At 35.2% G+C, this 13,092-nt stretch carries 16 protein-coding genes; 13 read left to right on the top strand and 3 right to left on the bottom strand.

The genetic code is table 11. The features are described 5' to 3' along the window. Positions 1-23: 23 nt before the first annotated feature. Positions 24-362, top strand: a complete 339-nt coding sequence (locus KW2_RS02795; protein WP_338033619.1) for an inorganic diphosphatase — start codon at positions 24-26, stop codon at positions 360-362. 192 nt (positions 363-554) lie between these two features. On the opposite strand, the gene KW2_RS02800 is transcribed toward KW2_RS02795, so the two are convergent. Together KW2_RS02800 and KW2_RS02805 are read right to left on the bottom strand one after the other, a co-directional pair. Further along, the gene (locus KW2_RS02800) at positions 555-998 is read right to left on the bottom strand and encodes a flavodoxin (RefSeq protein ID WP_021036825.1); all 444 of its coding nucleotides are present in this window, start codon (positions 996-998) and stop codon (positions 555-557) included. A 147-nt stretch (positions 999-1,145) separates the two neighbouring features. Further along, positions 1,146-2,642 carry an MDR family MFS transporter gene (locus KW2_RS02805; RefSeq protein ID WP_021036826.1) on the bottom strand — a complete coding sequence of 499 codons (1,497 nt, stop codon included), beginning with the start codon at positions 2,640-2,642 and terminating at the stop codon, positions 1,146-1,148. Between the two features lie 221 nt (positions 2,643-2,863). Between KW2_RS02805 and KW2_RS02810 the strand changes: the two genes are divergently transcribed. The 3 genes from KW2_RS02810 (at position 2,864) to KW2_RS02820 (ending at position 5,555) form a co-directional block, all read left to right on the top strand. Next, positions 2,864-3,493 carry a TetR/AcrR family transcriptional regulator gene (locus KW2_RS02810; protein WP_021036827.1) on the top strand — a complete coding sequence of 210 codons (630 nt, stop codon included), beginning with the start codon at positions 2,864-2,866 and terminating at the stop codon, positions 3,491-3,493. Positions 3,494-3,772: 279 nt separating this feature from the next. Next, positions 3,773-4,627, top strand: a complete 855-nt coding sequence (locus KW2_RS02815) for a methionyl aminopeptidase (protein ID WP_015082136.1) — start codon at positions 3,773-3,775, stop codon at positions 4,625-4,627. 34 nt (positions 4,628-4,661) lie between these two features. Then, positions 4,662-5,555: a YihY/virulence factor BrkB family protein gene (locus KW2_RS02820; protein ID WP_032942759.1), complete on the top strand. Its 894-nt coding sequence runs from the start codon at positions 4,662-4,664 to the stop codon at positions 5,553-5,555. A 101-nt stretch (positions 5,556-5,656) separates the two neighbouring features. Here KW2_RS02820 and KW2_RS02825 read toward each other — a convergent pair whose 3' ends face one another. Then, complete coding sequence (locus tag KW2_RS02825) at positions 5,657-6,103, bottom strand: GtrA family protein (RefSeq protein ID WP_011675753.1); 447 nt, start codon at positions 6,101-6,103, stop codon at positions 5,657-5,659. Positions 6,104-6,257: 154 nt separating this feature from the next. Between KW2_RS02825 and KW2_RS02830 the strand changes: the two genes are divergently transcribed. From KW2_RS02830 to KW2_RS02870, 9 genes are all read left to right on the top strand, one after another. Continuing rightward, positions 6,258-6,980 carry a TIM44-like domain-containing protein gene (locus KW2_RS02830; protein WP_021036828.1) on the top strand — a complete coding sequence of 241 codons (723 nt, stop codon included), beginning with the start codon at positions 6,258-6,260 and terminating at the stop codon, positions 6,978-6,980. 31 nt (positions 6,981-7,011) lie between these two features. Next, positions 7,012-7,287, top strand: a complete 276-nt coding sequence (locus KW2_RS02835; protein WP_021036829.1) for a DUF1294 domain-containing protein — start codon at positions 7,012-7,014, stop codon at positions 7,285-7,287. Between the two features lie 102 nt (positions 7,288-7,389). Beyond that, entirely contained in the window at positions 7,390-7,566 is a 177-nt protein-coding gene (locus tag KW2_RS02840; RefSeq protein ID WP_011675756.1) for a DUF3272 family protein, read from the top strand. Between the two features lie 132 nt (positions 7,567-7,698). Next, positions 7,699-8,631: an HPr(Ser) kinase/phosphatase gene (hprK, locus tag KW2_RS02845; protein WP_011834603.1), complete on the top strand. Its 933-nt coding sequence runs from the start codon at positions 7,699-7,701 to the stop codon at positions 8,629-8,631. A gap of 61 nt (positions 8,632-8,692) precedes the next feature. After that, the gene (gene lgt, locus KW2_RS02850) at positions 8,693-9,478 is read left to right on the top strand and encodes a prolipoprotein diacylglyceryl transferase (RefSeq protein ID WP_014573041.1); all 786 of its coding nucleotides are present in this window, start codon (positions 8,693-8,695) and stop codon (positions 9,476-9,478) included. A 166-nt stretch (positions 9,479-9,644) separates the two neighbouring features. Further along, positions 9,645-10,064 (top strand): DUF948 domain-containing protein, encoded by a 420-nt coding sequence (locus KW2_RS02855; protein WP_011675759.1) that lies wholly within the window; start codon positions 9,645-9,647, stop codon positions 10,062-10,064. Between the two features lie 29 nt (positions 10,065-10,093). After that, positions 10,094-10,654: a YtxH domain-containing protein gene (locus KW2_RS02860; RefSeq protein ID WP_021036830.1), complete on the top strand. Its 561-nt coding sequence runs from the start codon at positions 10,094-10,096 to the stop codon at positions 10,652-10,654. Between the two features lie 133 nt (positions 10,655-10,787). After that, a complete protein-coding gene (gndA, locus tag KW2_RS02865) occupies positions 10,788-12,206 on the top strand; it encodes an NADP-dependent phosphogluconate dehydrogenase (protein WP_021036831.1) in 1,419 nt (472 codons plus the stop codon). 193 nt (positions 12,207-12,399) lie between these two features. Continuing rightward, positions 12,400-13,092, top strand: coding sequence for a DNA methyltransferase family protein (locus KW2_RS02870; protein ID WP_041168683.1), 693 nt, complete (start codon positions 12,400-12,402; stop codon positions 13,090-13,092).

Raw genomic sequence — 13,092 nt, forward strand, 5'->3', positions numbered from 1 at the left:
TTTTTTCGATTCTATCAGTAAAAATGGAGGTGGTTATGAAAAAGTATACCGCAAAAATTGACCGACCAATTGGAACAATTCATCATGGGACAGTTTATCCAATAAACTATGGATACATCGAGGGACTTATCGCAGGAGACGGCGAAGAACAAGATGTCTATATTTTGTCCAATTTACCTGAGAATCAAAAAGCTCTCAAAACATTCACTGGAAAACGCATTGCTATTGTTCACAGAAAAGATGATGTTGAAGATAAATGGGTATTGACCAGTCCAGCTGAAAATTTCACAAAATCAGAAATCGAAAAGGCAGTCCATTTTCAAGAGCAATATTTTGATAGTGAAATTGAAATGGTAGAATAAAAAATTACTGACAGGTCAATGCGACCAAGCCACAAACTCACATCATAGATATGAGTTTGGCTTGTCCAAGAAGTCAGGTCGCTAAAGCAACCTCTCTATGGCAGAGTGAGCATTGAATCGGTAGATAAAAAAACTGACAAAATTTCTGTCAGCTTTTTTTTCATACTTGTCAGTAATTTTTATGTTTCAACATTAGTTAAAGTGAGCCGCTAAAGTTTCTGCAAAAGCTTCAAGATGGGCTTCGTCTTCATCTTCAGGTGACAAATCGACACGAACGAGCTCTGCTCCTTTAGTTGCACCTGTTTTTTCAAATTGCGCTTCAAACATATCGACGCAGATACAGAAATCATCATAGAAAGTATCGCCTGAACCGAAACAACCGTAAATTTTACCAGATAAATCAACATCAGCTAATTCTTCGTAAAAGTCAACAATTTCGTCAGGTAACTCACCGTCACCGTAAGTGTATGTTCCAACGATACAAAGATCAGCATCAGCCATATCATCGGCATCAACAGAAGTACATTCATCAAGTTCTACTTCAAAACCTAATTCTTCAAGTTTATCAGCGACAATATCGGCACAAGCTTCAGTATTTCCTGTCATACTTGCATATACAATTTTTGCTAAAGGCATTTTTCACTCTCCTATAAGATACAAGGAACGTATAGATTTTACGTACCAAGCTCAGTTAATTGATTAATATTTGTCTATCTATCATTGAGATAATTCAATTCAATTATAACAAAATTCAAGTGAAATCAAAGCTAAAAACTATGAATATTATTTCACGCTCTTCTTTTGTGAGAGGAATATTGCTGGAAGAGCAATGATAATCAAAACAATTGAAGAGACAAGAAAACCAAGTTGATAACCATTAAGTGTCACTGCTTTTTCAACAGAAGTTTTTGCAGTCGCAATAACCGTGGGAGTTAAAGTGGTATGTAGAGCCGCTAATTGATGCAGTTTAGTCGTCATCTGTCCAGCAATTTCAGATGTCACAACCGCCGTAACAACTGCCGAGATAACGGCTGAGCCAAAAGATGAACCAACATTTTGAATGATTCGTTGTCCTACTGATGCCCCAGGAATATCTTGTTTATCTAAACCAATGAAGATATCAGTCATCATTGGCATTTGCAGGCCACCAATTCCCATTCCGCGAATAAATAAAACCAGTCCTAACCAAATTAAATTAGTATTTTCTTGAACGAAAATGAAAGGAATCGTTCCTAGAAGGGAAATGGCGATTGAAACCAGAACAACTGGTCTTGCTCCAAGTCGGTCAATCATTTTTCCAATCAAGGGGCGAGTTGCCATCATTCCAAGACCTTGGGGAATTAACATCAAACCTGCTTCAATGGCTGTAAATCCTTTGGTATTTTGGAAAAAGAGAGGAAGAAGAAGCATAGGACCATTAGAAGCAATTCCAGCTAGAAAAATTCCTATATTTGCTGCAGTAAAATGTTTAGATTTGAAAAATCTTAAAGGAAGAACGGTATTATTTTTCCGAATTTGATTATAAATTCCATAAATAATAAATAAAGCTAAACCAATGAGGACAAAAGTAATCATTTGACTATTGAAAAAATTTTTAGCATTCGTTGAACCTTTCATCATGCCATATATTAATCCAACAGAGCCGCCAGCAAGAAGAAGGGTACCAAACCAGTCCAATTTTGCTTTTGGATTAAAAGGTTTGAAAGAACTTAGATAAAAATGATTAAGTAAAACAGCAATAATAACAACTGGAATATTGACATAGAATATCCAATGCCAATTGGCTCCAGAAACAATAGCACCACCAAGAACAGGACCGATGATTGGGCCAAGAATAATCGGTGTAGAGACAACGGCCATTAACTGACCAAGTTTATCAGGAGGTGTAATTTGCATCAGCAAGGTGGTCATCAGTAAAGTAATGAAACCTGCAGAAAATCCTTGAACGGCTCGGAAAATGATAAAACTATCAATATTCCAAGCAATTCCCGATAAAAAACTAAAAAGTCCAAAACTAAGGAGGGACCATTGCATGACTTTTTTTCCGTCAATATGATTGACCACATAACCACAAACAGGTACGGCTACAGCAAGGGCAAGTACATAACCTGTGATTGCCCATTGAATCATGTCAAGAGAGGTATGTAAATCACTTTGTAATTTGTTAATTGCAATATTGACCATGGTGGAATCAAGCATGGGAGCAATTGCACCAACAACTAGTATCCAAGCATTTCGAGTCAACTCTTTTGGTAATTTTTCTTTTTTTGATTTTGCCATAATGGCTTCCTTTCTTTTCGCCTAAGCGAAAACTAAGTCTTGATAAACTTAGGAAAATCTAAAAATTTCAATTCAGATACATTTTGTATCTTATTTACAAAAGATATTATAAAACTTAAAGTTTTATTTGTCAACAATAAGATTCTTTTTGTATCTAATTATGATTTGTGGTATTAGATAAGAATGATGATATAATAGAAATAAGAAACAAGAGGTCTCTTATGCTTGAAGAAAAAGTAAAAAAAACGCCAACCCAATCTCGAAGAAGAGGAAGCGAACTTAAAGAAGCAATTTATAAAGCGGCAATTAATATTTTAGAAAATGAAGGTTATGAAAAAGTAACCTTTCAAAATGTTGCAAAAGAAGCAAAAACGACCCGAAGTGTGCTTTATCGGTATTGGAATGATGTTTTTGACTTGATTTTTGAAGCCGTACGTTTTAATATTTCACAAAATCCTAAATGGCGTGGGAATGTCATTGACCAAGAAATCAATAAAGGAAGCTTACGGCAAGATTTGATTGAACTTTTAACTTTTATGAGAGAAAATTTTTTACTCTATCCTAAAGGTTTTCTAGCTTTCGTCTCATTTATGCAATCTCAAGGAAAAAATGTTCTTGAATCGACCGTTGGCAATGTCCTTCCAAGCAATCTGATTATCATGGAACGTTTACTAGCCAGAGCTCAGGAAAGAGGAGAAGCGCGTGAAAAAATTGGACAATCAGCCAAAGTTCTTCCCTTTCAAATGACTCGATATCATATGTTGCTTGAGGGCCAATCAATGAATGATGAACAAATCAAAGAATTGGTCGATGAAGTTTTACTTCCGATTTATATAAAAAACACCAAGTAATGGTGAATTTTATGGTAAAATAGAGTGTATTTATACTAAGCAAACTCGGATTGATTAGAAATAATTAATTGAATTGCTCAGCATTTCAAATCATTTTGAAAAGGCTCATGATTGTCGAAGAAAATTCTTATAGATACAGGCATAAATACTATCTCATAAGAATTCAGTAACCCCAGTAAATAGCTATTTATTTTTCGATGAAGTATGAGTCACTTCAAAATATTAATTTAAATAAAAAGAACTGAGTCTATTCTCAGGACTTTAGAAGGAAAGAATAAATTGATTACATTAAAATCTCAACGTGAAATCGAACAAATGGAACGCAGTAGTAAAATTTTGGCAGATATCCATATTGGTCTTCGTGATTTGATTAAACCAGGTATCGACATGTGGGAAATTGAAGAATATGTCCGCAAAGTTTGTAAAGAAAAAAATGTTTTACCTTTACAAATTGGTGTAGATGAAGGAAATTATAATCCCTTCCCTTATGCCACTTGTTGCTGCTTGAATGATGAAGTTGCTCATGCTTTTCCACGTCATCAAATTCTTAAAGAGGGTGATTTGATTAAAGTCGACATGGTACTTGGCTTAGTTGAAGACGGCTCTGTTGATGTTTCAAAACTTGACTTTGATGATGCTGAGTCAATGGTTAAATATCAAGAAGAATTTCGTGGTGGAGTGGCCGATTCTTGTTGGGCTTATGCTGTAGGTGAAGTTTCTGAGGAAGTAAAAAACTTGATGGACGTTACTCGTGAATGCCTCTATCTTGGTATTGAACAGGCTAAAGTTGGAAATCGCATTGGAGATATTGGGGCAGCGATTCAAGAATATGCTGAAAGTCGTGGCTATGGTGTCGTTCGTGACCTTGTAGGACATGGTGTTGGCCCAACAATGCATGAAGAACCAATGGTTCCACATTATGGACGTGCGGGTCGTGGTCTTCGTCTTCGTGAAGGAATGGTTTTAACCATTGAACCAATGATTAATACAGGTGATTGGGAAATCGATCATGATGGTGAACGAGGTTATGTGACTTTTGATGGAAGCTTATCTTGTCAATATGAACATCAATTTGTCATTACCAAAGATGGTCCAGTAATTTTAACTTCTCAAGGGGAAGAGCGGACTTATTAAGAAGTAAAAAAGGAAAAAGCAGATGAGAGGAAAGATGAAAAAAGGTCTACAAAAAATTGGTGAATTAACGACAACTTTCATGACTTTTTTCAAAAGTTCAGAAATGAGTCTATCCTCAATTGCCGTTGCTTATTATCTCCTGCTCGCAATCTTTCCTTTGGGCTTGATTATTGGAAATATTTTACCATTCTTACATATTGATACTTCAGGTTTATTGAGCTTTTTATCTGAGCAGCTTCCTAGTGATGTTTATCGAGGAATTGAACCAGTCATTAATAATCTCTTAAATCAAAGAAATACCGGATTACTTTCACTTTCTGTTTTGGCAGGTTTTTGGACCTTTTCAAGGGCGTTATCTGCTTTACAGATGTCGATGAATAAAGCTTATGAAGTTTTTAATCATCGTGATTTTATTGTCAGTCGAGTAATTGGTTTAGCTGCAGGATTTGCGATTTTACTCTTTCTCTATTTCTCAATTGTCCTTTCAACTTTTGGACAATTAATTTTAGAGCAAGTACATCGTATTTTCGCTTTTGATGATCATTTGTATCGCACTTTGCATAATATGACCCTGCCAGCGATTGCTGTAGCGACTTTTTTGTCTTTGATGATGCTTTATTTTATTCTACCGAATGTCAAAATAAGAAAATTAAGATATACGATGCCTGGAACAATTTTTTCAACCTTTGTTTTAGTTTTTCTGACAAACTGGATTGCTAAGTATGTTAGTTTTGCTTTGCAACGATTGGATGACTTGAAGTTAATTGGGTCATTGGTTGTTTTTGCTCTGATGATTTGGTTTATTTTCATTGCCCGAGTTCTAATCATTGGTGCCATACTAAATGCTGTCTACCAAAAAACAAAAGTTGGTAAGATTGAAACACGTCGCGGTGAAATCGTTGAATTCATCAAGGAAATTAGAAAATAAAAAAATACTGACAGAAAATCTGTCAGTGTTTTTTTGTTCGCCGATTCAATGCTCACTCTGATCGCATTGAACTGTCAGTAGTTTTTTTAAAAATAATTTTCTTAATCATTAATCTTTTTATCTTCTTTAAAGACAAAGAATTTTGAATAGAGATAGTTAATGACAATAATTAGAACTTGAACGACTAGATTGAGGCTAGCCACCATATTGTTTTTAGAAAGTCCAAAAAGGTTCATCAAAATATCTGGATGTTGGTCAATAAACCACCAGTTAATAAAAATAGAAACGAGCAAGAGAACAATCCGGCCAGAAGTAAAATTGATGAAATCACGTAATAAATTGGTTGATTGATGTTTAAATACAAAAAGTTTATTCGTGAAAAAAGCGAAAATAATACTTGAAGCTTGGGCAGCAGTTTCTGAGCCCCAGCCAGAATGCCAAGCTTGCCAAGTTAGCCATTTGACAAGAGCATAGACAGCAGTTGCCAAAACACCAAAAATAAGATATCTTACCGTTTCGGATTTTAAAACATTCATGAGTTTTTTCATGTCGTAATTATATCATACTCTTTTCTTAGACTCCACTAAAAATAGAATTTTCATAGCATGAGTAGATATTTCAAATAATGTAGGGAATAGGGTATAATAACAAAATAAATAAAGTAATATAAATACAAAGAAATGAGAATGGTTTTTGAATCAAATGATGAAAAAAATAATTGTTTTATTGCTCATCAGTGGCTTATTTTTGGTCACGCCTCATGCTTTTGCAACAGCAGGAGGATACCGAGGGGGAGGAAATAGGAGCACAAGAACTGGTGGTAATTTTGGAGTTGGAAACACTAACAGCCATTATCATAATACTGGTTCCAATAATTATAGCTCTAATACTGGAACATCTAGAATGGGAAGAAGATATAGTAGGGGAAGGATTTGGGAGTGGCTGATTGTGCTTGTTGGTTTCATACTTTATTTTGTAAGAAATAAAGTTAAACTTCCTTTTAAAAAAAGAGATTATCATCAAGAAAAGACAATAAATGATCCGGCTTTAGCACAAGAAATAGAAGAAATTTTTCTTAATGTTCAAGAAGCTTGGGATAAACAAGATTTACAAAGTTTATCACCATTTTATGGCGATAAACTGTATGAAAAGCATCAAAAAGTTCTTGAAAAAATGAGAAGTAAAGGTCAGATTAATCATACGCGCAGTGCTATTTTAGATGGTATCACGCGTTATAAGGAAATAAAAGATAATCAATTTGAAGTTGACCTGTATTTTGTAGCTATTGACTATCTTGTTTCTATTGATTCTGGTCAAATTATTTCGGGAAATAATCAATATCGAAGAGAATTTAAACAACGCTGGACTTTTAGTGGTCAAAAAGGAGCCCTTCGAGTTGAAAAAATGAGAGAAATTAAAATCTAACGATTATTTAAATTAGAAGAGAAAGAAGAAAATGATTGTTTATCTATTAGATTTATTAGCAGTTTGGAATCTTATTGTTTTTGTTTTTTATGCGGTCGATAAGTACAAGGCACAGCATCACTTATGGAGAATTCCAGAGAAAGTTTTACTTGCTCAAGCACTTTTAGGTGGAGGGATTGGAGCACTTCTAGCTGGGCATCTTTGTCATCACAAAACAAGAAAATGGTACTTTAATCTTTCATGGTATCTGGGCCTACTTGTAGATGCTGTCCTCCTCTTTTTAATCATCAAATTCTTTGTTAATTAACAATGAAATTTCATTTTTTTAGAAAATAAAATGTGATTTTTGTCAGTCATTAATTAAGACAATCCATTGACATTTCTGACTTAAAAATGGCATAATAGAGGCATGCCTAAACAACGATTTTACTCATTTATGATTGGAACGGTTATTGAAGCTTGGATTTTCAGCTGGGCCTTCCTTTCTGCTTCGTGGTTTTTAGCCACATTTTTCGGCTTCCTTTTGGTGCGCCGAATCTTCCTTGCTTATCGCTTGGATAAATTTATACGTGAGATGAAAATGTGATTTTTTATCACAATTTTTATTATAAAAGTACTGACAAAATTTGTGGAGACTTGTAAGTAAAAAAACATGATATTATTCTCTAGCAATTCTGTCAGTTATTCTTAATTTATGAAAAAATAAGGGAGAATTAAAATGGCGGTTTCAGTTCAAGACTTACTTGATAAAATTCACTTTCATGTGATTTACTCAACAGAAACAGCATTACAAAAAGAAATTACAACTTCCGAAATTATGCGGCCAGGTTTAGAAATGGCTGGTTATTTTGATTACTTCACCCCTGAGCGAATTCAGCTTTTTGGGATGAAAGAGTGGTCTTACATGATGACTGTAGTTGGAGATAATCGTTATGATCTCTTAAAAAAGGTCATGGCCAAAGAAACACCAGTTGTAATCGTTGCGCGTAATTTAGAAATTCCAAGTGAAATGGTTGCAGCAGCTAAAAAAGCAGATATTGTCTTGCTTCAATCACGGGAAGCAACCAGTCGTTTAAACTCGGTTTTGACTTCATTCCTTGATGAACGTTTAGCAGAAAGAACCACAGTTCATGGTGTTTTGATGGATATTTTTGGCGTTGGTGTGCTGATTCAAGGTGCGAGTGGGATTGGTAAATCTGAAACAGGTCTTGAATTAGTTAAACGAGGTCACCGATTAGTTGCTGATGACCGTGTAGACGTTTTTCAACGGGATGCTTTTACGCTTTCTGGAGAACCTGCAGAAATTTTGCGCAATATGATAGAAATTCGTGGCGTTGGGATTATTGACGTGATGAGTCTTTTTGGTGCAGGTGCTGTCAAGGATTCAACGGATATTGATATGGCTATCTATTTAGAATATTACGATAAAGAAAAAGCTTTTGATCGTTTGGGAAATGCGCCGACAATCGTCGAATTTTCTGATGTTGAAGTGCCTCAAACGCGTATTCCTGTAAAAACAGGGCGTAATGTGTCAGTGATTGTTGAAGCGGCAGTCATGAATTTCAGAGCTAAACAAATGGGCTTTGATGCAACCAAAACTTTTGAAGACCGTCTAACAGACTTGATCAGTCACAACAAAGAATCACAATAAAACTTAGAGGTAACTGATAGACAAAAATACTGTCAGTTAAAATAGAAAACTGATAAAAACTATGAATAATTTATTTCCTTTTTTAGCTCTGGATAAAATTGCTCTCCAATTAGGCCCTCTTGCTATTCATTGGTATGCCATTTTTATCGTGGGTGGTGCGGCATTAGCGGTTTGGTTAGCGTGTAAAGAAGCACCAAAACGAAACATAAAGGTCGACGATATTATTGATTTTGTACTTTTTGCTTTTCCCTTAGGAATTGTTGGAGCAAGATTATATTATGTAATCTTCCAATGGTCTTATTATAGTCAGCATCCGTCGCAAATTATTGCAATGTGGGATGGTGGGGGAGCCATTTATGGGAGTTTAATTGCTGGAGCGATTGTTCTTTTTGTCTTTAGCTACTACCGCATGATCCATCCTTTAGATTTGCTAGATATTACTATACCTGGTGTTTTCCTTGCTCAAGCAATGGGCCGCTGGGGAAATTTCGTAAACCAAGAGGCTTACGGTAAAATTGTTTCAAATTTAGATTGGCTTCCACCATTTATTAGAAATCAAATGTTTATCGAGGGCCATTATCGAATGCCCACTTTCTTATTTGAAAGTATTGGAACCTTAAGTGGATTTATTCTGGTTATGGTCTTTAGACATCGTATCAAAGGTTTGAAACGAGGAGATATTTTTAGTTTTTATCTCGTTTGGTATGGGGCAGTGCGCTTTATTGTTGAAGGGATGCGTACTGATAGCCTAATGTTGGGCCCAGCACGGGTGTCGCAATGGTTGTCAGTTTTATTAGTGATATTAGGAATTATCCTATTTGTTTATCGTAGAATAAAAAAAAATTAAGAAGGCTATCCTAAGGGATTGCCTTTTTGTCATAAAAAAATGTAAGTAATATTAGAAAATGGTGCAACAATTTGTTATAATGAGGTGAAATAGAATCGCTTTCATCCAAATGAAAGAAGATTAAAAAATGGACATAGAGTTTTAAGTCCGAATAAGAGGAGGAAACGTGGGAAATATTGCATTATTGATTATCGCGATAGCATTTGCTGTATTGGTAGTCTTCTTGGTTATTGTATTACATAAGGTTTCGAAAGTTGTAGAAGAAGCGAACCGTACTGTTAAATTAGTATCGAGTGATGTGGACGTGCTGCTTCATCAAGCCGATGGAATCATGACTAAGGCTAACACTTTGCTTGATGATGTTAATGGGAAAGTCGCCACGATTGACCCCTTGTTTACAGCAGTTGCTGATTTATCTGAAAGTGTTTCAGATATTAATGCCTCAAGCCGTAAGCTTGTAACACGCCTTAATCGAGGTTCAACAAAACGAAAAACAACTTCAGCTTCGGCTGTTGTACTTGCCAAAACAGCGAAAAAATTCTTTGTCAAAAAAGATAAATCTGAAGCTGGTGTAAAAGTAAATTAAATTACTTACATAAAGAAAGGACTTAACCGATGTCAAAAAAAACAGGATTTCTAGTTGGTGCTTTAGTTGGAGCCGCAGCCGCTTTATTTTTAGCTCCTAAAAAAGGAAGCGAACTCCGTGAGGAAGCTGGGAAAATTTATGATGATTTAAAAGAAAATCCCCAAGAAACATTGACAGGGATGAGAGATACTGCTCTTGATTTTTCAGCTGAAAAATTTAATGAAATTAAAGAAAAGTTTGATTCAGGAGAGATTTCAGCAGATAAAGCTAAAGATTTCTTGCTTTCAAAACGTGATTTAATTATGGAAAAAGTGGATTCAGGAGAACTTTCTAAAGAAACTGTTATTGATTTTTTCAATGATACAAAAGATGCTGTCGTTGAAAAGATTAATTCAATGAAAGAAAGTGGTGAAGAACTCTTTGATGAGGATGGATCTGACCTGTCTGATGAAGCTGCTGAAGTAGTGGCTAAATTCAGTGATGCAAAAGATGAAGTAAAAGAAGATATTGACACTCAATCTCTTGCAGAAGAAGCAAAGAAAATTGCTGATGAAGCCAAAGAATTAACAAATTTTCCTGATGAAAAATAATAAAATTCAATCTGTCTTTTAGGCAGATTTTTTGCTATGTAAAACATTTACACACCTAACTATGGTAATTGGAAATAAATTGCGTTATACTATATAATATATAAAATAAAAGAAATACTCTGGAGGATTTCAAATGGCACAAGCAAACTTTGGTGTTGTCGGAATGGCTGTAATGGGTAAAAACCTTGCACTCAATGTTGAGTCACGTGGTTATACCGTTGCTATCTACAACCGTACGACTTCAAAAACTGAAGAAGTTTATAAAGAACATCAAGATAAAAATCTTGTTTTCACAAAAACACTTGAAGAATTTGTCGGAAGTCTTGAAAAACCACGTCGTATCATGCTCATGGTTCAAGCGGGAGCTGCTACTGATGCAACCATCAAATCACTCTTGCCACTTTTGGACAAAGGCGACATCTTGATTGATGGTGGGAATACTCATTTCCCAGATACAATGCGTCGTAATGCTGAACTTGCTGACTCAGGAATCAACTTCATTGGTACTGGTGTTTCAGGTGGAGAAAAAGGAGCGCTCTTGGGCCCTTCTATGATGCCTGGTGGACAAAAAGAAGCTTATGATTTAGTAGCTCCAATTTTTGAACAAATCGCAGCTAAAGCTCCTCAAGACGGTAAACCATGTGTTGCTTATATGGGAGCCAATGGTGCGGGACATTACGTTAAAATGGTTCATAACGGAATTGAGTATGGTGACATGCAATTGATTGCTGAATCTTATGACCTTTTGAAACGTGTTCTTGGACTTAGCAACGCAGAAATTCAAGCCATTTTTGAAGAATGGAATGAAGGCGAACTTGATAGCTACCTCATCGAAATCACAAAAGAAGTATTGAAACGTAAAGATGATGAAGGCGAAGGCTATATCGTTGATAAAATTCTTGATAAAGCAGGAAATAAAGGAACTGGTAAATGGACTTCAGAATCTGCCCTTGACCTTGGTGTACCACTTCCATTGATTACAGAATCAGTATTTGCTCGTTATATTTCAACTTATAAAGATGAACGTGTTAAAGCAAGCAAAGTTTTGTCTGGCCCAGCTCTTGATTTCTCAGGCGATAAAAAAGAAGTAATCGAAAAAATCCGCAAAGCACTTTATTTCTCAAAAATTATGAGTTATGCTCAAGGATTTGCTCAACTTCGCAAAGCTTCTGAAGAATTTGATTGGGACTTGCCATATGGTACAATTGCTCAAATTTGGCGTGCTGGATGTATCATCCGTGCAGAATTCCTCCAAAACATTACTGATGCTTTCGATAAAGATAGCGAACTTGAAAATCTCTTGCTTGATGACTACTTTGTAGACATCACAAAACGTTATCAAGAAGCTGTTCGTGATGTAGTTTCCCTTGCTGTTCAAGCAGGAATTCCAATTCCAACATTCACCTCAGCAATTAGCTACTACGATAGCTATCGCTCTGAAAATCTTCCTGCAAACTTGATTCAAGCTCAACGTGACTATTTCGGTGCTCACACTTATGAACGGACTGATAAAGCGGGAATTTTCCATTACGACTGGTATACAGAAGATTAAGTTGACAGTTTTAGTATTTTTACAAAAAGCACAACAGGATTTGTTGTGTTTTTTGTTTCTAGCAAAGAAAACACTTGTAAAATTTGGTATAATTGGAAATGAAGATAATATTGTAGGCCCTGAAACAGTAATGATTTTGATTTATATAAAATCGAATATTAAAAGTTTTATTTTAGGAAGGGAAGGAGTTTTTTTGCCAGAAAAATTAATAAAATCGAAAGAACGTGTTCAAAAACATGGTGAAGTATTCACTCCAAATTGGATGGTTCAAAAAATGTTAGATGTTGAAGGGGTAAGAGAAGCTTGTGAAGATATTTATGCAACTTTTTTAGAACCCTCAGCTGGTGATGGAAATTTTCTCACAGCAATATTGGAACGAAAATTAAAAGCTGTGATAAATCAATTCTCAAAATCAAGTTGGAAAACTAAATCATTGTTTGCTTTGGCTTCAATTTATGGTATAGAGTTTTTAGAAGATAATCTAGAACTCGCCCGGTCTCGAATGATTATTTATTATTTGGAATGGTTTGAGCAAACTTTTGATGAACGGCTTAGTGTTAAAAATGAAATATATAAATCTGCGAATTATATCATAAAGAAAAATATTGTTCGTGGTAATACGCTGACTAAAAGACATCCAGACCTTGAAACTCCTATAGTTTTTACAGAATGGAATCGTGTTGAAGGAAGTAAAAGTGATGTTGAAGTTATAGAGTTTCAATTTGCAGAGCTTTTTAATGAGGGAGAACTTTTAGAGCTAGGAATTGCTGAAGGTCAGGTGAGTTTATTTGATTTTGATGGTGATGGCATTGAAGATATTGAATTCAAAGGTGCAAATGAACCTGCCAAAATTAATATTAGAGAAGTATATAAGTTAGGAGAATGA

This window comes from Lactococcus cremoris subsp. cremoris KW2 (genome assembly GCF_000468955.1).
Classification (GTDB): domain Bacteria; phylum Bacillota; class Bacilli; order Lactobacillales; family Streptococcaceae; genus Lactococcus; species Lactococcus cremoris.